The sequence below is a fragment of the Thermogutta sp. genome (genome assembly GCF_039793925.1).
Classification (GTDB): Bacteria; Planctomycetota; Planctomycetia; order Pirellulales; family Thermoguttaceae; genus Thermogutta.
Genome location: NZ_JBAMME010000302.1, coordinates 1 through 22,974, shown reverse-complemented (window position 1 = coordinate 22,974; position 22,974 = coordinate 1). Strand labels below are relative to the sequence as shown.

The following is a 22,974-nucleotide window of genomic DNA, read 5'->3' as shown; positions in this document are numbered from 1 at the left end:
GCTATATCCGGTACCGTAGTACAAAGATGGCCTCTTTTCGGTGTCACTGTTGTAGTTTAGCCGATAATAGAATACCGATCTGCTTGCCGCCAGCGTGAAGAAGAGATCGGATGATGTTCTTTGGAGTGTCTGCCCATATACGCCCGCGGACTGGAGCGCGGCGATAAAGCTGTCAAACAACGTACTGCGATTCGTTGCGTCAAGCTGGTATACGGCCATTTTTGGCACCTCTCAGATTATTTTGGCACGCTGCTGGCAGCAATCGTTGGGAAAATGCCACCTGTTTCCATTGGCTTGTCGCACTGAGTGAGGAAGTTCTGTCCCCCGCCACCGCTGCATGCTGCCCAGACAATTTTTGAGCCGTCCCAGGTCAGGACATAGCCAGCAAGCGGGGTGGAGTTCAGGTCTACAGGGAATCGTCCAATCTGATCCGCGCTCTGATAGTCAGCAAGCCGGCCATGCAGACCATTAACGTTCAGCTCATCGTCACCACCCTCCTGATGTCCCTCGGCGTGCCGAAAGAGCCTCACACCCCATCTACCGTCCTTACAGATCAAGATTGAAGGCTCGGCTGGTTTCCAGGGTATACCCTTAAACTCGTAATTCGGGTGGTCTTCAAAGTCCTCTTCGCTGCCGCCTGAATGCACGATGGTTGCACCGCTAACACCAACTGGTCGGTTCTTGAGATACGTCTCGTATAGGTACGCATAACAACCTGGGGAGATGCTCAGATTCTCGATGACGCACGAATGCGCGATGAAATCGCACCGGGCATATAACTGGTCTACACTACAGTCTATTAGACTGCCTCCCTGGTAACCTAATAAGTCTAATTCCAACTCTCCTATCCTGCAGTGTACGAATTCCGCTAAGTCAGATCGGACCTCTACCGAAGCCCCAGGCGCAAATATAAGGCCCGAGAACACGCAGGATGCCTCGAATCCCCTCACAAGGACAGATCCAGTGATCGTCGCACCATACGGCACAGTTGATACAATTGATAGCTTCTTGTCGGAGTACTCGAACCCGTCGTATGTACCAGGGGGCACATAGATGACATCGCCATCGGAGCTGGCGTCAATTGCTTCCTGAATGGTTGAATACTCAGCAATGGTGCCACCAACAATCCGGTACGGGTTTATGGGCCATGTCCATCCAGTAGGGAGAGGTTCTGGCTTCCATTTTCCGTCGCGGTAAACGACATACGATGGTACTGGTGGCGCCCAGGGGATGTTGTAGTAATGGTAGTTTGGTGTATCAGGAAAATTGGAGGGACTCCCGCCAGAATGATGCAGCTCGACGCCCTCGGGCGGTAAGGCAATATACGAGTTGTATAGGTATGCTGTACCAGTTCCTTCTATCTTGACGATGTACGAGCTTTTAGCGTATAAAGTGCCATTTACAAGCTGGGCCCTGGGAACCAAGCCAAAATTTACCCATACCCGGTTGTCTGTTGCAACGAGGTTCGGGCCATCCAGGTATGCGAATTCGCAAAGATCGAAAATGCAATTACTGCCAGTAACCGTAACTTGGCCAGATATCCAGAAACCAATGATGCGGCAGGGTACCGTGGTCTCGATTGTGCCCCCAAGTCTTGTGCGATACGGAACTTTTGCAATCAGTGTGATCGGGGTTGCAGCGCCAACAGTGAAGTTTTCCTCGTAATTACCCGGTGGGATATAGACCACATCATCTGCGACACAGGCATTAATTGCTTCCTGAATCGTGTCGTATTGGATAATTTCCCCATTGACGATGCGATAAGGGAGCGTTGGCACACTTCCGCCACCTCCCCCACCACCGGCCGGAGCAGTCACAATTTCCCCGCTATAATACCGCAGAAACTGACCGTCAACAAAAAGATCGCTCCGAAATGGAATATCATCCAGCGCCAGTTTGTCGCCGCCCTTTGCAAGTACAGCGTTGCCGATGCTGATTTTGCCCATCTTATCGCTCCTGCTTAACCAGTATAATTTGCCGCTACCCCCATAACAGTCAACGAACCAATGACTGACCACTGGAAATCAACGAACACTCCAGTGGGAATCGTGAACGAACCACTATATGTACCTGTCGGTACGATAATTCTATCACCACTGGACGATTCTGCAAGCGCTGAAGCAAGACCATCGGTATCAGCTCTGTACGTTATGACCCTGCCGTCGCTGGTAAATCTCCGTATCGCGATGAGTGAATGCACAATACCGGATGTCGCGGCATACAATGAAGGTGGTATGTCTCGCGCGTCCAGGATGTCATCCCAGTGAATCTTGACAGCGCCTGGTCGTAAGCGGACAAATGCCAACGGGACTTCTGTCGGCTGGACCGCAGGCTGTGCCGCGCCTGTACGTACAACATACTCTCCAGTGGTGACATCCAGCGCAATCAAAGCAAGCAACGAGTTTCCACCATAATATGGCGACAAATCTAACAGTCGTGCATCGTAAATCCCCTGCAGAGTCCCGGTATCATCGTAGTACATTCCGGGGAATATTCTCACAAACAGACTGGGAGGCTGCGTTGGGGCAACCAGAAATGGGGTATATTGTTGCTTCGGTAGCCAGAGTGTATCATCGCCGCCGTATGGGTGATTGAACTGGTGCGCTTCAGCATGGGATGGGACATAATGGAACTGCCCCGGATCTGGCATCGCAATATGGTCGATGCCAGTTACCTGCCAGACCCCATTCTGATATTGGATGTAAACAGGAAGCCCGACGCGATTTGGTAGCCTGGTGTTAACAGCAATAACCTCGCCGCGGTCTAACGTTCGCACCACCGCCTGGTTGCGCGATACAACACCCGTGATAACTCCAGGAATAGATTCGCCATCACCACGACGCAACTTCTTCCCAAGTAGCGCCGAAACATATTCCTGGTTCATCTTTTTATTCCCTTCTTGATACAACTCTAAATGGCGGAATGATCAGGTAGTCCTCGCCATCCCAATTCCCAGCCGGATGAACCGTATACCAGTCACCCATCAGTGAATCCCAGGACTGGCCGCCATCTAATGTCTGGACCAGCATGTTTCCAGAGATTGCTGTTCCCCGTGAACAGACAGTCCATTCATTTTTATTTGCCGGGTTACCATGCACTGTAACTTCGAGAGCTGGTGTCAGCGCGATCGGGATAGTGGAAATAAAAACCCAGGTATTCCCGCCGTCCTGCGTTCGGTACCAATCTACCTGCTCGGTACTTCGCCGATACAGTGCAGCGTATACCAGGTATGGATCGTATGTCCATACCTCCAGATTCTGACCAAGAGATTCGACATTGGGATCAGGGATCGTATCCGTAAAGGACACGCCGTTATCCAGTGAACGCGACGCGCGCCATCCCACGCTGCGATAGGTTTTCACTGCGGCATAGAGCCGTACACCGCTTTTCCCCCACTGCCAGGGCTTAGCTACCTTCATCAGTGACACTGGAAGCACATTGAGAGACGCAATATATGCCCAGGTATTTCCACCATCCAACGAACGGTAGAATCTCATCGCCGACCCGTAGATGCCCGTCGATGCATATACCCCTATTTCATCCGTACCACCCGTATTGAAGACCCCCCATGGGTAACGCGTATAAACACCAACAGCCCAGATCCCGCGATAGTTCCAGGAACCAAACCAGTCTGTAGTATATAAATACCCTAACCAGTTGGTATAATCCGAGTTGTACGTATTTACGAAAATTCCAAGGTAATTCCCACTTTGCACAAATGTGATCAGCCATCGGCATTCAACACTCAAATCCGCCTGGGTAATTGTCTTCAAACGCTCTTCGTTGAGCACTTGTGTCCATACAACAGGCGTCGCAGAGACATCGCTTGTTATGTACAGCCCCTTCCTGGATATGACTGCAACCGCTACACTTCCTCCACGTTCTATGTAGCGAAAATCCACAATTTTTCTGCTTTCACTATTTGTCTCATAATCAGCCAGATCAAATACAATTTCCCAACGCGGGAAATTCGAATAGACATTAAATGTGCGAAAGATGTACTGTGGTGTACGGACCAATGCCAGGCCAGAGGGAGCAAATGGTGGAGGAGCGGGGGGTTCCGGGATTGGCCACTCCGGCGGAGCCACTGGCGGGGCAGATGGCACCGTCATTGTTTCGCCCAATACCTTTGCATTTCTGGCTGCTGCGGTCACCTCAGTGACTACAGTACCACCGACAGAACGAAGTGCCTTCGTGCGAACCCAGCCAACAATGCTGCCGAGGCTGTCAGTGCCGAAGTCAACCCAATAGTTACCGAAATCCAGATTATCCCCAGGTTCTGCCAGAGTCGCATAGATTTCCCCCGCTGCCTCTTGTGACCATCTGAGCCCACACTGCTGGTTCAGATCATTTTGGTCGGCCACGATTAAACCCTCTTCTTCCCTCTTCTGCCCTCTATCCGTAGGGGTATCACCGGGATAACGAGAGAGCAGTGGTGTACCATACGCAAACCCACCACAGCGGAGTAATCCCAGCTGCTGTCCTGGCGAATGACGTACCGGCCCGGAGTTCACCGGAACAGCAGTTTCGCTTCTGTTCCAGTTCCATATCGGCGGGCGGAATATGATGACAGTCCCATCCATCTGCTCTGCGAATACCAGTGAGGCGTCATTCATCAACTTTGTCAGTTCCTGGCCGATGTTCGAATCCTGGAACTGCTGAATCTTGATTGCACGGTCACAGTCCGGAGAATATATGACCGGCGACAGGAGATTGAATGTGGAGTGCCAGTCCAGAAGATGATGGATCGCCCTCCGAATATTGAGCCCCCCGATGTGGTACCAGGAAGAAGGGGATGCTGTATCTTCAATATGGATACCGAGGCACCGCAGCTGTTCAAGCCAGGCAGTAGCAGAAAGTGCGCGAACCTCCGCGGTACGAACACGGCTTTCGTATGAGTACTCAGCATTTATAACCCATCCAACAAAAGGACGGGCAAGGCCTGTGAGGACAATCAGCGAATATGGCAGAATCTCACCCTCTGCATATGGAAAAGCAAACCTGGCTTCCCAGCCATTGTTCACCTCCCCTCGCAGCTCGCTAATCGCAACCCTATCACTATCAGGTTGCATAAGCGCGAACACTGGCCTGTGTATCACCCCAATCTGTCCGACACTATCTGTGACTATGCCGGTAATATACCAGAAACCTGGCTGGAATTTCGCGCGGTATACGCCACTGCTAACTTCCTGAATTTCTGCTCCCGGGCAGGTCAGTGACAAACTGGCAATGGATGTCCCGCTTTGCATTGGGATGCCACCCAGACTGAACTCGACCCAGTCTTCACCGCACACGACAGGCCCCGATAGATTCGCCTTGGGCGGCAGGTACTTGGAAGCATCAAACGCAATGTCATAGTCCTTATAGACGACAGGGTTTCCCCCAGCCTCTACAATCCGCTGCAGCCTAACGGTTGGCGCGAATAACCACGGGGCATAGATGTATAATCCGTCGCGCCACTCAATCTCATTTTCGCATACGGTTATTTTCCCCTCAGTGCTGGAAGAACTGATGACCCGAATGATGCCAATGTCGTATAACCCTGCCTCAGTACCTACGTATGCAATTTCCCCGAACCCCGGCCAGCGCGTCGAGGGGGATGTAACGTTAATCACGCGAGCCGAACGGCCGTGATTTCCCGCTACTTGCCCGACAAACGCGATTGGGTCTATCACCGGGGGCCAGCTCCATCTTGGCCAGATAAAGAGCTGTAACTGCATGTAGTCTCTTTTCATCCCTGCGCCTCTACCGTGCCTGATGCGAGTACAATGCCGCTAATCATCACATCTACACCCAACTCAGCATGCCCACTAAAGCCAATCCTGCTCTCGACCGACTCTACATACCCTTGTACCAAATCCGGGCAATCACTGAAAGGGGTTGGGATGACGAGCCCAATCGCTTGACCAATCAGCGCGGACCAGCGCCTATGCACAGTAACGGATACCTGTTCATATCCCAGTGAGCAGCGCCAGGTGGCACCCAGAACCGGCTCGTCATTGAGTGAGCGAACAATGACTTCGGGTGGATGCCAATTGATGGAGTCTGGCTGTGGAAAATCCAGCTCCTCTCTTTCGCCCACGATGACAAGCATCTATGCCCTCCTGAACACATTGGCAAGCGCTAACATTACCGCATTCGCAATTCTTCCCTCCATCCCGGCAACGCGTGCATCTACCATCGCTCGGACCGAGTGGCGAACAGTACCATCAACGGAAACCGGAAGCGGAGATGCCCTGTACATCGGCACAGTTGCTACTGCTTCACCAGGATGTGCCAGGAATAAAGTTGGGCGTGTGACTATATCCACCCCACCTGCCATTCGTGCTCGGGGTCTCTGTCCAGTAACCGGCTCGCGCGGCAACGACGGGAGAGAATAGTGTTGCAGATACACCGGGATGACAATTGGCTTGCCAATCAGTTGCTCATACATATTCCGAAGCGCCAGCGCCAGTTGCAGATAGCGCTGTTCTTGGGTTAACAGTTGATCGTTCTTTACCCTGTGTTGAACAAGCTCCCACTGATACTGGCGCATCAGATCTGCCATCCGCCGCTCCCGGGCGATTCGCGCGTCCTCATCCTCGCGCGCGTATGCCAGCAGCATGTCCTGTCTGCGCCGTTCGTACCAGATGCGTAGCTCTTCGTATTCCTGCGCCCTGTTATCAGCAATCTGCCTCAGGCGATCTTCCAGCTGCCTGCGCTCATTTTCAACCGTATCCTGATATTGCTCGTAAGCAGTCTGGCGCGCATCTGCTGCCCATTCATATGCCTCTTGGATCCTCCTGTCCCTCTCGCGTTGTGCCATCAATGCCATAATTGCATTGCGCTCTGCGGTGGCCTCAAATAGCTTGTCATTGTAGTCCCGCCATATATCCCGCAGCTTGTTTGCCAGGTCGCGTTCAATCTGGGCAAGCCTCCGCGCCAGGTCCCTCTGTGCTTCCTGACGGCGATCATCATATTGCCGCTGGGCCTGCTCTCGCTCTTTGGCAAAGGATCGTTCTATGTCCTCAATTTTTCTCCTGCGTTCAATTTCCAGGTCTTCCCAATCGCGTGCTCTTCGCCGCGCGATGTCTTGCTCCTCACGCTCGACCTCAAGCAGATAGTCCATATACGACTTCAGGGATTGGATCATGAGTTCACTCTGTTCCGCGATTCCCCTGCTTCTCTCCTCCTCTGCCTCAGTGAGGTTCGTTGTCATACCAAGAATTTTCATCAGTGAATCCAGCGCGCTTTTGTTGACTTCTACCATCTTCTCGCCATCCTGCGCCTGGGTGGCGAAGACTTTGAGTTGGCCAAATCTGGCCAGCCCAATGTAAGCATCTTTAAGCGTTGGAATCGTAGACGTAGATACTTCGCGGACTGTTTGCTGGTACTCTTGCACTACGGCATCAATGCGCCGTAGATGCTCCTCGGCCCCTCCTGTGGCCATGTAGTCCAGCATCGCGCCGAACAGCTCTTTCCAGACAACAAACGCCCCCGCAATCGCATATATAAACCTGCCAAGCTCTTGCGAAATGGGAGCAAATGCATTGGTGATGCTTGTCCAGATTGCCTTGCCGACTTCTTCCAGCGCTCTGCTAAATGTGTTGATCTTTCTCGAAGTCGCGTCAAATTCATCCCCCATTCCCCCAACGGCCTGCTCGGCCAACTGAACAATCTGCCATGCGACAAGCAACTGCTTCTGCCATGGTGTCAGGGATTCTGCGCCTTTTGCAGCCATGATACCGGTATCAAGCAGCATCCGCGTCAATTCGCCCACTGGCCCCTCTGCATTTTTTGCTTCGTCCGCGGTACGCTTGAAAATCTCCAATATGTTTGTCATTGAGCCAGATGTTGCGCCAACAGTGACAGCCAACCTCACCTGACCGCGTTGGATTGCTTCTAACATCTTGGTCAGAACCTGCTCGCTGGTCTCAGCGCCACCAGTGATGATTGATAGAAGCTGTGCGTAACGCATCAGCTGTGGCACAAGCTTGACGACCTCGGCAGAAACACCACGGATCGCAGACCTGGCCATCACGCCAATAATTTCTGCGAACGACATCGTATACCCTGATGCTTCTTGGATCTGCCTGCCCAGCTCAATGGCGTTTTTAATACCGATAGCGGACAGTAGTGCAAGCCCGGTGCGTACCTGGTCAATGATCCGCGCGCCACCCTGGAGGCGCGACCAGGCGCTGCTGGCAGCATTGCTGAGCATGTAGAAAAAGAACATCACCGTGAAAATCTGCCAGCGAAGGGAAAGCAATGATTGCATTAACCCGGCCGTGCTCTTCCGCGTGGTATTTAGTGCCTCACTGAGCGCAAGCACTCTGCCTGGCTCTGGAAGACCACCCAGCAACGCACCACCGGGCGGGACAATGCTCGGAGGCACTGCACCGCCTGCCGTTGTTCCAACTCCAACGATCTGCTTTACCATCTCCCGGAGGGACTGTGCGGCAGTTTTTGCAGTGACTCCCATTTCCTTCATTACCTTGTTTGGGTACTGCACCCCGAGCGCGAGGGCACGGATTGCATCATCAAGACTGATGAGTCCAGACTGGACAAACCGTGCTGCCAGAGATACATTCGCACCAGCAGCCTGCAAACCCTCGGCGGCAAGCCCCTGGCGAATCAGCGTTTGTAACTGGCGAAGCGGCATATAGGTAGTCGCTGCAGCCGCGCCAACGCTGGACATCTCTCTGGATGCTACTGCTGCAGCAGCCACAAGCGCTCGGAATTCATTGCTTGTATTCCTGAGTTGCCGGATTGTCGGCCCAGCGATCTCCCCTCTCGCCACCTCCCCAATTGTTCTCAATGCATTGTTGAGCGAACCAAATCGTGCACTCGCACCTACCGCCTCATTTCCAAGTTCCCTCAGGACAGCAGCAGAGCGAGTAAAACCAATCCGCAACGCATCTGCAGCCTGCTGGACAGTTAACTTTCCAGTATCCACGAGTGACGCTGCATACTCAAGCAGGATAGACGGTACTCTCTCGCTGAGTGTGGCCTCCATTGCCTCAAGCGCTGCATCAATCGCGGAGCGCGTGGCAGCAGCCGCGGCAGCAGAAGGCCGCCCTGGCTGCTCCTCCGGAATGTACGGAAGGGCTGGCAACCTGGCTGGCGGCACGTATGGGAGTGCGAACCGGGGTGTGGTTGGTGGTGGCGGAACAATTGGTGCTCGTATCCCAGCAAGAACACGCTCAACCTGTCGTGTTACAACTGGAGCAATTGTCGGGACAATCCTTATAGGAATAATCTGCCCAGATATTGAGGCAATCCTGGAGGCAACTTCAGAGGTATCTACAATTGGGCGAACAGTGATAGATTGCGCAAGCCATTGGCGGAGCGTTTCCAGCTCTCGCCTTGCTTTGGTCATCGGGGCAGGATCAACCCATACTCGCGCCCGTACCTGGAGCTTTTTTGAGAGTCTGCCCATTTCGCGGACAAACTCTCCTTCCTCCACCTTTGGCCTGACGCGCACCGTGATTTCGGCAAGCAGGCGATCAATGTCTGCCATTGTCTTCTACCTTCGTTGCTCGCTTTCCATCAGCTCAACTGCATGTAATCTATCTCGCACCCGCAGGAATGCAATCATCATAGCACGAGCAGCAGATGGTATGAAGTACCACTTATTCAGCGGTACTCCCCACTCAAATGCTGCTCGTGCTTCCTCGTACTCCTTGTTCACCCTGACGGGTGATGGGACATCAATATTCCGAATGTTTTGTCCCTGATAGACGACTTCAAAATAAGCGCTCGGATGCTTTTATCTCCTCCTCTGATACCTCGCCTGTAATCATCTTAATGGCAGTCGTCAGATCATCCGGCGCGGTCAGCAGCTCGAATAAGATATAGTCAACTCGTCTGTTTCCAGTGCTGATGTTGCCAAGCAGCGGGTCCAGTTCCCAGTCATCGGGTGGCTGCGTTCGTGTAACACGACCATCTTTCCACTCTACCACCCCATAGTTTACAGCAAAGCACAACCGCGCCCTCTCTTGCGCGGCCAGCGCATCTTCCAACTCTCTCTCATACTGCAGACGCTCCGGCGAACCTTGGAGTGCAGGAACCCGCTCAATGCCAGCAACAGTTTTCACCTCGACAAGTGGTTCCTTGGGCAGACGGATTTCCGAGCCAACATTTGCCATCGCGTACGCCGGCACGCGGCGCAGGGTAATAACCACACCCTGCTGTGTGGTCATTGTCAGTTTGTTCACCTTGCCCCCTCAAGTTACAGGATAATAGAGATGCTGCCGTTAGCACCGCCAATCATCCACCGGGGTTGGTAGCCAGAAACCGATGAGAAGACTGAGTTGGCGGCCACAGAATCAAACCGGCGCCAGGACACTCCACCGTCTTCGGTGATATATGTCGCAGTGCCAACAGCAATCCCGATGGTCCCGAGCGCGAACCTCATTTTGTTGACTGCCCCACCTACACTGCCAGCATCTGAGAATACACCGTTGTAGTAGCGATACACACCGCCAGTGGAAGTGATGCAGACAACGCGACCTCCCTCGTTGACATCACAGGTGGCAAAGTTACCAGAGATACCACTGGCGAGAACGGACCATTCGGTCCCTCTCCCATACGCAAACGTACCGACATTGCCAACAGCATAAACCGTCGACCCGTCCGACACGATGTCATTCAGTGGGTTAGCTGTAATTGCAACTCTTGACCATGTAGTCCCACGATTTGTGCTCAGGTAGATACCGCTGCCAGTGGCAGCGTAATACCTGCCAGCATCATCTCGCGCAATTGCATTGACTGGTGCACCGGGTAGCGAAACAACCGTCCAGGTCACAAGGTCGTCGGAATACGCGATGATGCCATCCGTATCCAATGACCCTCCCACAATCACTCTATCCTCTGTTGCTGTAACTGCTTTCAGTTCGGCATCGGTGGCAACGCTGACGCTGTTCCAGTTCAGACCGCCATCATCCGAGTGGTGGAGATTTTCGGTCCCGTTCACAGCATAGAGGACGGACATTGTGTCGCGTCCAGCAGAACATCTGCCCGCACACTCTGCAGGAAGCGCGAAAACCCCCACGACCGGTGTGGTACTGGTGATGCCGGTGCGGCTCTGCCGCACCAGGCGGTCCCACATCATTGCAAACGCTGCAGAAATTTCAAGGTCAACTGTAATGGTTTCTGCGGATGGTGTAAGTGGTGCAGGTTCATTGAAGGTACGACTCGTAACCCGCGCGCCATGCAGCACAATTGCGGAGTCGTAGTTCGTTACCGTCCGCTCCCCGGAGCATGCAAAGTTCAGCCGGATCGAGAACGGACACTGCGACAGCACATCCCGGATTTTGCTCAGTGGCCGGGTGATCGTCACCGTTGGGGCATCCCCTTCTGCCTGCACCAGTGCAACACGCCGCCACCGGCCAGGAAACACCGGATCGGGAACGCGGACAACCGTGACATCCCCTTCCGGGATAACGATATTCCCGGCGCTGGCGCATGTCAACAGCTCGTACGCGGAATCAGGATCGATCTGCACAAAGATTGATGCTTCACCTTTGGAGAAATACCGGTCCATCTTGCCTCCTTTTTCTGCTTTCTAATACAGGAATTGGTGAAATTCCATCGCAGCTTCATAATGGCCAAGCCGTGTTCCCAGAACAGGCCACGGCAGTATCCGGACAGTATTATCAATCACAAGATCAGTCCGCAAGCGCTCAATAATCGTCCGGGCTACACTTCGTGCACACACATTCACCGCCAGCTCTGCGGCGGCACATTTTGCAAGAGCACTCATTGTGGCGCTCGTCGCGTATCCCCTCTCAACATCATATTCCATCCGATTGGGTTCGCCAGACCAACATTCTGGCGGGAAGGTACAGGCTTGCGGACGGACATACCTACTATCAGAAACAGGCACAAATTGTGCCCGAAAGACGGTTACCTCTGGAACGAACACGTCCGGCGTCGGTATAATCGGTCCAGTCGCCTCACTCTCTGCGACCGGTGAGAGGAACAGTGGAGGTGGGTAAGCGTAATCTGTTTGCGCGGCAGCGGATATGATCGAGCCAGAAGCAAGGCCGCTGGTCCCGTCTACCCGCTCTTCTTCTGGTATAGCAAAGAGATGCCACACAACCGCACCAGCGAGTGGCGGTCCAGCGCTCTTTTCCAGTCTCAGCACCGCATCCTTGCTAATGGTTGCTATATCAATCTCGCCATCGTTATCTATGTCAGTATAGACAACAGGAGCGTTGCCGATAACCTGGGTGCATAAATAACCAGCGCGCAATGTGTCGCGGGGCAAGACAAACACACTCTCTTGCCCGTACTTCCAGCCAGCAGAAGTAATTCGCAGCCGCTGCCAGATGGGTACTGGCGATGCACCAAAGGCCTCCACGAACTTACTGATACTTACCGTTACAGCATCCAGCCAGTCTTGCCAGCGAGCCCACTGATCAGAGTTCACTGCCCACACTGCGTCGGCGTCGCCGCGGCGAACCAGCCCGAACAGTGCCCATGGGTTCACCCGCAGCATCGCTGCCACTGCCGCTATCAGCTCCCTGGACACCGGCATCATCACCATCGCCACCTCGCTTATCCACACTGGCAATACGAAACATCGGCCTTCCGTCTTCGCCTATCCGTGCAAGGAGCTCACCGGCATCCGATTCAAATACGGCCCTGGTATAACCAGGCGTAAACCCATACCGACGGCCACTCGTGCAGGCGAAGACCATCTGGCATCGGCCGATATACTCCAGACGAACAGTTTTCTCCTCCATCTTTTTCCTCGTATTCGTGCAAGATGGGCATCCCATACGCGAATTACCCAGAAGTAGTATTTAACTCCTGAAGGCAGATAACCCGAAAGGAGTACCCTTTTTTCAAGTCTGTTTATGGGGGGGCGGGGCCAGCCCGCCCCCCCATAACTGTCCTGCGCCCGATTACGGAATCCGGCTGCCAACACCAGAACCGCTACCCAGGCCAGACGGGAAAGGCAGCGCGGTATCCGGAGTGAACTGCACACCAGTGATTTTACCAGCAAGATGCGGGACTTCCAGGACAACCCGTGCCTTAATCGCCCCGCTCAGGGTAAAGCACGGGCCATTAGCAGTAACCCACCACTGGACCCGCCCTCCATCCGTGAAAGTAAACTGATACGGCAGCTGTTCAGAGAGCGTGTAGTCGAAGAACTGAAGGTATGTTGCGGGACGGCGCCCAGCATACGTCAGTGGGACAAAGTAGATAGAAGAGTAGTACACACCACTATCTTCTATCACTGGGATACCCTCGTCAGCGATCACTTCCACCGGCGCGCCGAGGATATTGATTTTGCCTTCGGCCATCACGCGGTCGCGATTCGCTGAAGAGGCGGAGAGGTCAACGATGTAATTGCTCGGCGCTGTGGGCAGCTTGTACCCGATTGCTGTGGTATAGGCAGCCGCCCACATATCAAGCAATAAGTAGCGCATCTCTGGCGATGTGACAATCACCCAGGTCACAGGACGAAGACCGAACCGTTCTGCCCGCTGGGTGAGCACGGAGTACATCCGCGTCATTGCGCGGACAAGAACAGAACCGCCACTATCAGTTGTATCATACTGTGAATCCAGCGCATACACCAGAGAGTCAAGGTCTGGACATAGGGTGTTTGCCAGCGCATCCCGGCGCCCGGTGATGATCTGGTTGTCAAGCCCGACAAATTCGGCATAACCCTCGTTATCGGTTCCCGACGGCGCCCCAACCCAAAGCTTGGAAACAAGCCATCGGGTCAACTCGAGTCCGACCTCGTACATCCCGAGTGCAATGCCAGTCTCCAGCAGTGTACGGCTATCAATCTGCCGCAACTCCATTGCTCTGCGCACCTCATCGCTGACCAGCTCACCAATCAGGGTGATATCCATTTCGCCCTGGTTGTACCGCCGGTTCAGGGTATACGCATCCATGGACTCCGACGCAACGCATTTCCGGCCGAACGGCAAGATAGCAGTGCAACTCCTAATCCCGCCAGCCCGCTGGCATGCACCACATTGATCGGCCGGCTCGTTCCCGGTCAGCCCGCCCAGTCCGGTCACATACGCGAACTGTGGGTGCGTCTCTCGCACAGTCCGCGCGGGAAGACGGGCGGCAAGCCCGGTCGGCGCAGCCAGAGCATTAATGGCCTCGTTCACAACAAGGCCGCCAAAAGCTCCTCCTTGACCATGTACTGGCATCTTTCACCTCCTTACCGTTGACGAATTATCTGCTCCATCAGCACAGCAGCAGGCGGCAACCGGACTGGCCGATCGGAAGTAACAGCAGGAACAGGAATAGAGACAGCGCCGCGCAGCTCGTTCACTGTAGCACGCAAAGCGCTCAATTCCTCCTGCATACTCTTTACCACTTCCGCCAGTCCTGCAAGGCCAGAGTATTGCTTTTCCACCTCCGCCAGCCGCTTTTCCAGCTCATTGCTCGCGGCTTTTTGTGGCTCCGGGTACGCGTAGCCATACCGCCCGAGGGACTCCTCTTCCATCTTTGCCGCGATTGCTTCTAACTTCGCTCGCAGTTTCTCGTCGCTGACCTTCTCGGCAATCGCGCGTACGCGGGCGGCCATCTCCGGCCACTCGCTTTTCTCTGACTCTTTGACATCATCCGCCAGCCGGGTGAGCCGATCGGCGAGTCTGCGATTTTCAATCCCATCGGCAACTGTTCGCAGCTGGGCAGCAAATCGCCCCGCCGATTTCTGAGCCACGTCAGCACTGACGTCCCCTGCAGTCTCCTCTGCGATGCTGGCGTACTCCAGTATTGCTCTTACCAGTTCCGGATCACCAGCGATTTCTTCTAACGCAGTCCGAACTTCGTCGTCCATCTTTTTCCTCCTTATTTTCTGACTTGCCGTTTTCTCGGTACCCAGGGGTTTGCCGCCCTGTGTACTGGAAGAATACTGGTCTCTATGTGGTAGATTCTGCGGTAATCAGTACCTCCTTCCAGTGCCCCAACAAATCTCATTGAAGTACCCCATCCATACGGGGCAATAGTTGGGTGCCCATTCGGGTAAGAAAGTAGAAACTGCTTTACTCTTTGTGAAAATGGGTCGTTCCGGATACGCGCCACGTGAAATAGATAGTGCGGAGTGCTGAATGCAAATACCACATCCGCAAAATCTGTCCCCGGCACATGCCAAATCCGAATCGTACCAGACGGTTTCCCCTTTACATATTCCTGGATAGCCTTCCTCGTAACGAACTCCCCGTCAGTATCCTCAAAACAGTTAGAGGAAGGCACAACAATCCAGTCACCTATTATTTTATACCCAATGGTCTGGAATTGCAAGTCCCGTGTGCCAGTAAGAAGCCTGGATAATGCTCTGAATACACCCTTGCCCGGCAAGGCGCGTTTGATGATCACTCTTTTCCCTTGTTCCCCTGGCTTCGCCCAGATTAGGAGCTTGTGCCCACGTTCGCGCAACCGCCTGATGACGTCAGGTGGTGATGATACTGTAGCAACAGGTGCACGTAGCCGCTTCACAAACCACAGCCCAGGTTCTGCTCTCTGAAGAGCAAAATCGCCACGGAGCCTCTTCCCCATCAGCCGAATTTCCTGGTAATGGCGATTCCATACTCCGGCTTCGTATACGCCACGATCGACTTCAACGATAACAGAGTATTTTTTTGCAGTTGAGCCAGACTCACCGGGTTCGGCGATGTATCTGCGCTTACGCGCGATATCAAACCATTCCGCTGGCTCGATTAGCTTCGGTCCGCCCCTCATCGCCTCGCCTTCTTCTAATGCCTGAAGTTGGTCAATCGGCAATCCCGGCCGATCTGACTCATAGAATACATGGATACCCCATAGCTTTCCTCTGAACGGGGACGTGAACCGAATGTCCAGGTGTACAGAGTGACCACGCCTTAATAATTCTTCTTCTGGCAGATCGACCTCATCTTTACTCAATCCCCGCCAATGATGCTGGGCAACAAACTTCCCCCTGCCCAGACGATAAACCATCCAGTATTTTTCCCAGTAGCTCTCACCTACTTCACCACGCGTTTTCTCTGCTTCCTGTTCCTGCCCCTCCCAAGGATACCTCTTGTTTTTACGGTAGTATTTAAGATTTGCGGCAAAAGCCGTATCCGGATCGTAATTGGTGACAATTGCCTCGTACCTATGGGAGACTGCTCCGATCACTGAGCGGAACATCTTGATGCGTCGGACATGCCAGCCGGGTGGTAGCTGTTTTCCCTTGAGTGCACCGAGAGAGATCGTCATTAGGAACTTCCCATTAATAAAGCGAAGGGTCTCCAATAACTGTTGGAAGTGCTCCTCACTGGGACCATGCTCACCATATAGCCGCTTGTCCGCGTCCGGGTATGGAGGATCAATAAAGAAGAATGTGTCCGGCGAATCCAGTTCTCGTATGATCTTCAGTGCATCTTCATTCATCAGCCGGACACCAGCTAAGCGATTATGCCATCTCAGGCAATCTTCCAGTGTAATCGCACTGTCCCTTCGCTGGCGCGCTAAAGGACAGCTGTGTGGCTCGCCAGTTGCCATTGCAATCGCAGAGTAAGCAAGAACATAGGCAGCATCAATGTCCGCCCGGACAGGAAACTCCCCTCTGCGTATCTGGTGCGCGCGCTCTGTGTTGAATCTGAAATCGCGAGCAACAAATTCCTCAAAATCGCTCTTGGTGCCCTGCTGGTAGAAGCGAAGGGCGCGAAATTTCAGCTCATCAATATCATTCAGATATTCCACGGGCGAACGCGGCTTCCGGAGCAGCACTGCCCCAGTCCCAGCGTAAGGCTCAACATAAATTCTGTGCTCCGGAAAATATGGAATCAGTTTCGGGGCTGCTCGCCACTTGCTCCCAGGTAAAGAGAAAGGTATCTTTGCTTTGGCAGTTGCCAGGTACCTTGCTGCAATGATCAATGCCTGCTTGCGAGTGTATGGCGGATCGTTGGTCTTATCCTGCACTACGCCATTTGTCCATGTAACCGACCACCCACCCGGCGCTCCCCGTTGCAATACCTTATTAAGCTCAGTCGTGGCAACTGTGATAACATCGCCCTCACCTGCTTCAATTTTCGTCGGCATTGACCAGCCAGTTTTTCCACCATCCGCCCATTCGCCAAGGTAAATTCTTAACCCATTCTTAAGCACCCTGACACCAGCAACCCGCACACGAACTTCCTGTCGCACTTTTACCTTTGACCACTCGTTCGTTGGACCGCTCGGGTATGGTGCATCAAGTGTCTTTGCCACGATGCCTTCGGACTGCGGCATGGTGGAAAACACCGCAAATGCCCGCTCCAGTTCTCTTTCGGTGTGAACGATGGCTTGAGGTATAACCAGCTCGTATTTTCCCAGTGCACTCACAAGCTTCTCTCGCCGCGCCACGAATGGTAGATCGCGCAGGTCTTCACCATCCAGTTCAAGGATATCAAACGCAGTCAGTACCGGCTCTCTGTTTGTCCAGTCGAATTCTTTACCGAGGAGAGCAGCGAGCGCCGGGCGCGGCCACCGTTTTCCATTTTCGCTAATACCGATATCGCCATCAATCACGAAATCATGTGGAACTTCCCGCAACCGTTCCACCAATGGCTGGAGGATGTTCGCCCGATCGGTCTCCGTATCCTCGAAAAAGACCTTTACATCCTGACCGCGTTTCTCGACCTGGCATCGGAATCCATTTAACTTCGGCTCAACAGCAAATGGTGCTCGCGTAGCACCCCATGCATCCCACAGCTGCTTCGGGGTAGCATGCTCAGTATAAAATCTTACTGCTGGCTTTGGCCACTGTCGCGCCTTGCATACATCAGCAAATCCGCTCCGACACTGTTCTGCAGCAACGGTTCTTATAGCATCACCATGTTCTGCATCTCCTCCACCGATCATACCATCTCCTGGCAGACTTTCGCCAGCTTGGCTTCCTCCCGCTTTGACCATTACCCTCTCCGGCACTCTCCATCTGATTACCAGATCGCCGACACGCAGGTAATCATCGTGGGGGCCCTGCGCGCCAAACAAAATATGAGGTTCAAGCTCCTGTGTCCCCGTTAGTTCACGCACCGTGTCGCGAACAGCAAGGATTAGCGACTCCAGCTGCAAAAGCACATACTTATCACCTGGCCCGCCACGTTCTGCGCGAATCAGAATGTCAACATCATGGGGCGCTTTATCCCCGTGTTCCGCAACAGAACCAACAACAGTGACGAAATCTGGAATTAGGGCAGTTTCCATCATGCACCTCACCAATAAGCGTACTTGCCCTTTAGATCGACACGAATTGGTTTCATTACCCGCCTCAGATTTCTCAGCAGTTTGGGCAGTGGAAGCGCTTCTACTGCAGCCTTGGTGAACATACGTGCCCGGATGCCCGGAAATGATCGGCGGGCAAATATAACCTTCCTTCCAGATGCCGGCGGAAATGATCTCAGGCTATCAGGCTCTGTGGATGGGATGTACGTTGCTTTATACCTCAACAATTTCCGCTTGCGCGGATAGACATTATGTCGCTCTACGCCCCTATTTACCCACTGGTAAATCTTCGATTCCGTCTTAGCAATGATGTGAACTTCATACTTTCCAATTTTGACTTCACACTTGATGTCTGGCTTATGTTTCCAGTAGTGAGTCGGCGCAAGGAGAAGTTCAAGCACAACAGGAGCAACATTGTCTCTCATAACCGTATAGAGAGCTTCAGTAACCGCTTCAGTGAATATCTGTTCTACTTTGCTCTTCGCTTTCATTTTTCTTTGGAGTCAAATCCCGCTCGCCGTACAGTGTTAGGTACATCGGTTCCAGATCGCCAACATCAGCGGCGATCTGTCTTGCTGTTCTCTCATCAATCTCGCCAGATTTAATACGAACAGCTCGTTCCTGCGCGCGCAATAGCCTCGCTTTGGCGATCTGCTCTTCTTCCGTCCAGTTGGTCGCGATAAATTCAAATCGTACTCCCTTCGGCAATATACCGCGGGTGTTCATAATATGCGCAATCTGGCGCAAGAAGTACCCCGGCCCTTTCGACTGAGCAAGCCTGGCTTGTACTTCCATCTCTGTCGCTGTTCCCAGACGTGATCCTGGTAGTGGTGCAAGAGTACCATAATCCATACCAAAACCAGCAGCAAGAATTGTGATGTAGATTGTCCAGAAATCAGTGAAGTTAAACCCGGGCGGGAGATCAGCCAGCATGATTACTTCTGCAGCCGGCGTAGCTGACGGGTCCATTGGATGTACAAATACTGGCGGGACATAGAGTCTGTTGCCAGACGAAACCGCAGACTTCGCAGCGTCATTTAGCGCTTTCTCGATTGCCTTTGGCGAAGCGCTGGAAATGACCAGCATTCGCGCCATATTGCCTGAAATCCTGTCATTGTGCCAAGTCAGTATCCCAGACATCAGTTGCACTGCAGCGAGAACACGACTTACAGCACACCAACCATACACAGATCCAGGCAAAGGTAGATCGACAATCCTGCCACACTGATGCCATTGCAAGATGACCTCGCGGCCATCGCGCGCGAGGTATCTCAGGGGCGCGCCCGGATCACCCGTCGGAATACATCTTCGAGGGTCAAGGGGAATCAGCGTGATCGGCAATGATGGATAGATAACTTCTACGCTTTCTGGATCGACCGCTTCCCCGCTCTCGTCAGCCCACCCATCACTGTTCCGTATCGCCTTTTTTCCACTTTTCCTTACAATAGCCGGCCTGACAATCTCAAACCACCCACCTGTATCGGTTGCCAGCGCACTAAACATCACAGTCGAGATGAAGCTCGCAAATCCAGCGCCAAGTGCCGACTGCCCAAGAATCTGTTCGGCAATTGCCACATCCTCTTCGCTGCCAACAAGACGAAAACGCGCTGTTGCCATCTGTGTCACCATCGCATAGATGGCACCAGCAAGCATCGGCTCTGACATCGCAAACTGCATCAGGAATGTGTCTCGCTCTATCCCGGGCTGTGGCGGCGCGTTTTGTGCAGCCCCCAGTACCATCGATGCCAGTACCCGTGCTACAGAATATTGTTCATCGCCAGGTAGTTCTGTTTTCGGTTCTATCATCTCTGTTATACCACGTAACTCAGTGCCCTATAACTTGCCATCGCCAGTGCAACCATCGCATCGATCTGCTTTCTGGAACTCACCGGCACAAACCTGACACCAGTCTTTGTGTGCGCCAGAGCAGTGTTCAGATAGTGGGGCCGGATAACCTCCACGAGCGATGGTGGCACAACAATTCTGCCGGTTTGAAACAGGCGCACCAATGTCGAGTCTGCCATCGTGCGCCCGTGCTGCGAGAACGGATTTGTAAAGACACTATGCTCTCGCATCATTCTCTGCATCGGTTCCAGAAGCTGAAATGGATCGTATGCCACCTCAACGGGCTCATACTGCTCCACAAGCTCCATGATCTGTCCCTCAATCTCAACAAGATCAAGCGTGTGACCTTTCGGATCCCAGATGCGCACATCAAGAACGTATAGCCGGTCATCATCACCGTGCGCCACAACTGCAGCAGCAAAGGCAGATCGAGTAATACCTGCATCCAGCGCCAGCACCGTAATTGCATAGGCGGGCGGGCGGAAGTCAGAAATGCAGCGCTCAAGCCATGCAACTGGCATCGTGTTGGCCGATCCACCAATCCACTGGTTGGCATGGATCCGAAGAAATTCCATCGGCGGCAACGTTGCCTGTTGCTCTGCGTAATACTGATCTGTTTGCCACGGGAGCCTGCGAGCTTCCGGAAGTGTATCGTAGAAGTAAAAGACCCGCGCCTCATCATTCACCCACACCGGCAAATCAGGAAGCTCGCCAGGGCCATTATACCGCCGTCCCTCTTCCACTGCCAGCGTATATAGCTGGCGCAAAGGCGTGTTATCACTCAAGTACCCCGCATATGACTCAATGATCCGCAGTGCATCAGCGCGCGTTGGTGGTGGCGTCATTTCAGAATAAAGTCCCCACTTCTGTTTTGTCGTATATGCCCAGACTTCCGTAAATACCGTGAGTGATGGGTTTGCACCAGCCGCACCCGATGCGTTGCACGGAACTGCAGCAACCACCGAGCCAATAGAAGTTACAATCTTGTCTTGGACAACCTCAAACTCTATCCCCTCCGGCTTGTGCAAGTTGATAGAGTTCCGGATCGCGGCGAACACCCTGTCACGCGCCTGAGTACCGTCATTCGCCAGGCAGTACACCTCAGCGAGGGGATAATGACAAGCATACCATTCCGCAATAGCAGCGGCCAGCAATGTTTTACCCGTTTTCTTCGGCGCTGACAGGACGATTGTCCCCCACCGTAGCCGCCCGTTCTTCCGCGCCAGCGCATGAGCCAGTAACCTCTGCTGGTACTGCGCAAGCCGTATCGGGCCCGGGGGGTAAAATTCCCCCGTCACCGGATCCCGCGGGTCGTTGAGGTAGAAATTCTGTGCTATCCACTGCACCGGAGATAATAATCCCCGGACATATTCGCTCGATCTCATTCAACACCCCAACAACAGCCTGGATTGAAACCTGCTGATGCTCCCGAGCCTCCAAATTGAACTGTGGCACTACGCCTGCCAACAAGGAAACAGCACGTGCAAGCCGTTCCAACTGTACAGGTGACTCAACAGCAACCTTTCCTGCTGCTTCTATGATCCGGGCCGTGATCTGCCGTATCGCTTCAACAAGCCCAACATACGCAGTCAGCCACTCGCGCGCAACGGATGCCTTTACGCTGTCCAGAATTGAACGGTCATACGCTGCAGCTCGCGATTGCCAGCTGTTGCGCGTAGCAATTGCAAGAATACGGCTGTAAGCCAGGCCAACAGAGCGCGCCAGCGCGGGCAGCGAGCGCTCATGTGGTAGCATCGCGAGATACTGCTGAAACAGCTCGTATTCATCATCAGTCTCGTGTCGCTGCTGTTCCCATTCCATGTACCCTCAATTTCTGCCGTAGCTCTTCCGGCGTTGCAGCAGTAAGCGCAATAAAGCGAGTGCCTGGGTAATACCGCTGGAAGAAATCCTCCAATTTGCCCGGCCACAAATCCGGGTTGATCGCGATGACAGTCTTGTTCAGGAGTGCACCGATGCCCGCATCATCAGCACTACCACCTATCGTCCATCGCTCGCGATCCCAAGCGCCACTATCCAGAATCGCACGTACCCAATCACTCCCTGCTGAAGGCGGAAGCAAAACGTAAACCCGAGCATACTGCTCTCGCGGCAGTCCCCACGAGACCTCCTGGAGCAGCACATCGTCCCAATATGCATCATTGTGCTTAAAAGGCCAGAGAGTACGGGAGCGAAGGAAAACAGTCACCCGATCCGCCAGCGCAGTGGTTTCTACAGCCGGAACCTGGTAGTACGCATTGTAGATGTGCGCCCCCTTGCCCCAAACCACCGTTGGCGCGTAGGGATTCGTGCCGCCTGTAGGGTCTATTCCGACCCAAAAGGTAAAGTTGCGGTCGGCGTCGTCCAGGCCTGGAGTTCCCTCTTCGGCGAAGAACGCGTTGTAGCCCACGTGACTTCCCTCGCTCCAGCGAGGGTCACTCTCGTGAGGAGAACCCCAAACATTGCTCCAAGCATGTGCCCAGGCAGATAGACGCAGACGAGTGCCCGGCGCTACAGCCACCTGCTGGAAAAGCCCAGCATCGTGAATGCGGGAAAAGGTGAAAACCACACACCCCCAATTCCCAGTGCAAACACGTCGCGGATCGGGAGTCAGCCCGCAAGGCCGTATTTCCGGCGCCGACCAGCCCACCCCATTCTGTGGATCGTGCTCCACAGGGAGCCCGTGGCGATACCATGCTGTCCAGCCCTCAGGACACGCCATCTCCCCCGCTTCTCGCTCATACGGTGCACCACCAACTGGGAAGACAATACACCGATGGTGTACCCCCTCCCACCCGCGCTCAAAATCTCCATTGTGTAAAAAGTTCACCATATTCCTCCTAAATCTACGCGCGCTGCACGCTCCCCTTACTCTATATTATAACTTCTATGGGATGATTGTCAAGTGCAACTTGACATTTCTCGGACTACTGGTATAATAGGGTGGGC

Annotated in this window: 19 protein-coding genes; 1 reads left to right on the top strand and 18 read right to left on the bottom strand. The window is 53.6% G+C overall.

Features of this window, described 5'->3' with window-relative positions; translation table 11 throughout:
• The 6 genes from ABJK56_RS16170 to ABJK56_RS16145 all read right to left on the bottom strand — a co-directional run.
• A partial coding sequence (locus ABJK56_RS16170; protein WP_347245710.1) for a hypothetical protein occupies positions 1 to 219 on the bottom strand: 219 nt, incomplete at its 3' end.
• 17 nt (positions 220 to 236) lie between these two features.
• The gene (locus ABJK56_RS16165; protein WP_347245709.1) at positions 237 to 1,946 is read right to left on the bottom strand and encodes a hypothetical protein; all 1,710 of its coding nucleotides are present in this window, start codon (positions 1,944 to 1,946) and stop codon (positions 237 to 239) included.
• A gap of 14 nt (positions 1,947 to 1,960) precedes the next feature.
• Positions 1,961 to 2,884, bottom strand: a complete 924-nt coding sequence (locus ABJK56_RS16160; protein ID WP_347245708.1) for a hypothetical protein — start codon at positions 2,882 to 2,884, stop codon at positions 1,961 to 1,963.
• Positions 2,885 to 2,888: 4 nt separating this feature from the next.
• Positions 2,889 to 5,735, bottom strand: coding sequence for a sialidase family protein (locus ABJK56_RS16155; protein WP_347245707.1), 2,847 nt, complete (start codon positions 5,733 to 5,735; stop codon positions 2,889 to 2,891).
• Positions 5,732 to 6,094: a hypothetical protein gene (locus tag ABJK56_RS16150; RefSeq protein ID WP_347245706.1), complete on the bottom strand. Its 363-nt coding sequence runs from the start codon at positions 6,092 to 6,094 to the stop codon at positions 5,732 to 5,734. The genes ABJK56_RS16155 and ABJK56_RS16150 overlap by 4 nt, the downstream gene beginning before the upstream one ends.
• The gene (locus ABJK56_RS16145) at positions 6,095 to 8,677 is read right to left on the bottom strand and encodes a hypothetical protein (protein WP_347245705.1); all 2,583 of its coding nucleotides are present in this window, start codon (positions 8,675 to 8,677) and stop codon (positions 6,095 to 6,097) included.
• Between the two features lie 317 nt (positions 8,678 to 8,994).
• Between ABJK56_RS16145 and ABJK56_RS16140 the strand changes: the two genes are divergently transcribed.
• A complete protein-coding gene (locus tag ABJK56_RS16140; protein WP_347245704.1) occupies positions 8,995 to 9,231 on the top strand; it encodes a hypothetical protein in 237 nt (78 codons plus the stop codon).
• A 494-nt stretch (positions 9,232 to 9,725) separates the two neighbouring features.
• On the opposite strand, the gene ABJK56_RS16135 is transcribed toward ABJK56_RS16140, so the two are convergent.
• From ABJK56_RS16135 to ABJK56_RS16080, 12 genes are all read right to left on the bottom strand, one after another.
• Positions 9,726 to 10,196: a hypothetical protein gene (locus ABJK56_RS16135; protein ID WP_347245703.1), complete on the bottom strand. Its 471-nt coding sequence runs from the start codon at positions 10,194 to 10,196 to the stop codon at positions 9,726 to 9,728.
• Positions 10,197 to 10,210: 14 nt separating this feature from the next.
• Positions 10,211 to 11,524 carry a hypothetical protein gene (locus ABJK56_RS16130; protein ID WP_347245702.1) on the bottom strand — a complete coding sequence of 438 codons (1,314 nt, stop codon included), beginning with the start codon at positions 11,522 to 11,524 and terminating at the stop codon, positions 10,211 to 10,213.
• Positions 11,525 to 11,545: 21 nt separating this feature from the next.
• The gene (locus tag ABJK56_RS16125) at positions 11,546 to 12,412 is read right to left on the bottom strand and encodes a hypothetical protein (RefSeq protein WP_347245701.1); all 867 of its coding nucleotides are present in this window, start codon (positions 12,410 to 12,412) and stop codon (positions 11,546 to 11,548) included.
• Positions 12,402 to 12,728: a hypothetical protein gene (locus ABJK56_RS16120; RefSeq protein ID WP_347245700.1), complete on the bottom strand. Its 327-nt coding sequence runs from the start codon at positions 12,726 to 12,728 to the stop codon at positions 12,402 to 12,404. Before ABJK56_RS16120 ends, ABJK56_RS16125 begins: the two co-directional genes overlap by 11 nt.
• A 162-nt stretch (positions 12,729 to 12,890) precedes the next feature.
• Positions 12,891 to 14,159, bottom strand: coding sequence for a hypothetical protein (locus tag ABJK56_RS16115; RefSeq protein WP_347245699.1), 1,269 nt, complete (start codon positions 14,157 to 14,159; stop codon positions 12,891 to 12,893).
• Positions 14,160 to 14,170: 11 nt separating this feature from the next.
• Complete coding sequence (locus ABJK56_RS16110; protein ID WP_347245698.1) at positions 14,171 to 14,794, bottom strand: hypothetical protein; 624 nt, start codon at positions 14,792 to 14,794, stop codon at positions 14,171 to 14,173.
• An 11-nt stretch (positions 14,795 to 14,805) separates the two neighbouring features.
• The gene (locus ABJK56_RS16105; RefSeq protein ID WP_347245697.1) at positions 14,806 to 18,168 is read right to left on the bottom strand and encodes a DNA adenine methylase; all 3,363 of its coding nucleotides are present in this window, start codon (positions 18,166 to 18,168) and stop codon (positions 14,806 to 14,808) included.
• Positions 18,169 to 18,173: 5 nt separating this feature from the next.
• A complete protein-coding gene (locus ABJK56_RS16100) occupies positions 18,174 to 18,674 on the bottom strand; it encodes a hypothetical protein (protein WP_347245696.1) in 501 nt (166 codons plus the stop codon).
• Positions 18,637 to 19,989, bottom strand: coding sequence for a hypothetical protein (locus ABJK56_RS16095; RefSeq protein WP_347245695.1), 1,353 nt, complete (start codon positions 19,987 to 19,989; stop codon positions 18,637 to 18,639). The genes ABJK56_RS16100 and ABJK56_RS16095 overlap by 38 nt, the downstream gene beginning before the upstream one ends.
• Positions 19,990 to 19,994: 5 nt before the next feature.
• Entirely contained in the window at positions 19,995 to 21,182 is a 1,188-nt protein-coding gene (locus ABJK56_RS16090; protein WP_347245694.1) for a hypothetical protein, read from the bottom strand.
• Between the two features lie 4 nt (positions 21,183 to 21,186).
• Positions 21,187 to 21,849 (bottom strand): hypothetical protein, encoded by a 663-nt coding sequence (locus tag ABJK56_RS16085; protein ID WP_347245693.1) that lies wholly within the window; start codon positions 21,847 to 21,849, stop codon positions 21,187 to 21,189.
• Positions 21,818 to 22,858 (bottom strand): hypothetical protein, encoded by a 1,041-nt coding sequence (locus tag ABJK56_RS16080; protein WP_347245692.1) that lies wholly within the window; start codon positions 22,856 to 22,858, stop codon positions 21,818 to 21,820. Before ABJK56_RS16080 ends, ABJK56_RS16085 begins: the two co-directional genes overlap by 32 nt.
• Between the last annotated feature and the right edge of the window lie 116 nt (positions 22,859 to 22,974).

Bases quoted from the DNA above. Each gene is read 5' to 3' on its own strand.
- ABJK56_RS16145 (WP_347245705.1), bottom strand. From the start codon at position 8,677: ATGTCCAGCGTTGGCGCGGCTGCAGCGACTACCTATATGCCGCTTCGC.
- ABJK56_RS16080 (WP_347245692.1), bottom strand. From the start codon at position 22,858: ATGGTGAACTTTTTACACAATGGAGATTTTGAGCGCGGGTGGGAGGGG.
- ABJK56_RS16095 (WP_347245695.1), bottom strand. From the start codon at position 19,989: ATGATAGAACCGAAAACAGAACTACCTGGCGATGAACAATATTCTGTA.
- ABJK56_RS16165 (WP_347245709.1), bottom strand. From the start codon at position 1,946: ATGGGCAAAATCAGCATCGGCAACGCTGTACTTGCAAAGGGCGGCGAC.
- ABJK56_RS16155 (WP_347245707.1), bottom strand. From the start codon at position 5,735: ATGAAAAGAGACTACATGCAGTTACAGCTCTTTATCTGGCCAAGATGG.
- ABJK56_RS16085 (WP_347245693.1), bottom strand. From the start codon at position 21,849: ATGGAATGGGAACAGCAGCGACACGAGACTGATGATGAATACGAGCTG.
- ABJK56_RS16160 (WP_347245708.1), bottom strand. From the start codon at position 2,884: ATGAACCAGGAATATGTTTCGGCGCTACTTGGGAAGAAGTTGCGTCGT.
- ABJK56_RS16105 (WP_347245697.1), bottom strand. From the start codon at position 18,168: ATGATGGAAACTGCCCTAATTCCAGATTTCGTCACTGTTGTTGGTTCT.
- ABJK56_RS16130 (WP_347245702.1), bottom strand. From the start codon at position 11,524: ATGGACCGGTATTTCTCCAAAGGTGAAGCATCAATCTTTGTGCAGATC.
- ABJK56_RS16115 (WP_347245699.1), bottom strand. From the start codon at position 14,159: ATGCCAGTACATGGTCAAGGAGGAGCTTTTGGCGGCCTTGTTGTGAAC.
- ABJK56_RS16150 (WP_347245706.1), bottom strand. From the start codon at position 6,094: ATGCTTGTCATCGTGGGCGAAAGAGAGGAGCTGGATTTTCCACAGCCA.
- ABJK56_RS16100 (WP_347245696.1), bottom strand. From the start codon at position 18,674: ATGAAAGCGAAGAGCAAAGTAGAACAGATATTCACTGAAGCGGTTACT.
- ABJK56_RS16120 (WP_347245700.1), bottom strand. From the start codon at position 12,728: ATGGAGGAGAAAACTGTTCGTCTGGAGTATATCGGCCGATGCCAGATG.
- ABJK56_RS16110 (WP_347245698.1), bottom strand. From the start codon at position 14,794: ATGGACGACGAAGTTCGGACTGCGTTAGAAGAAATCGCTGGTGATCCG.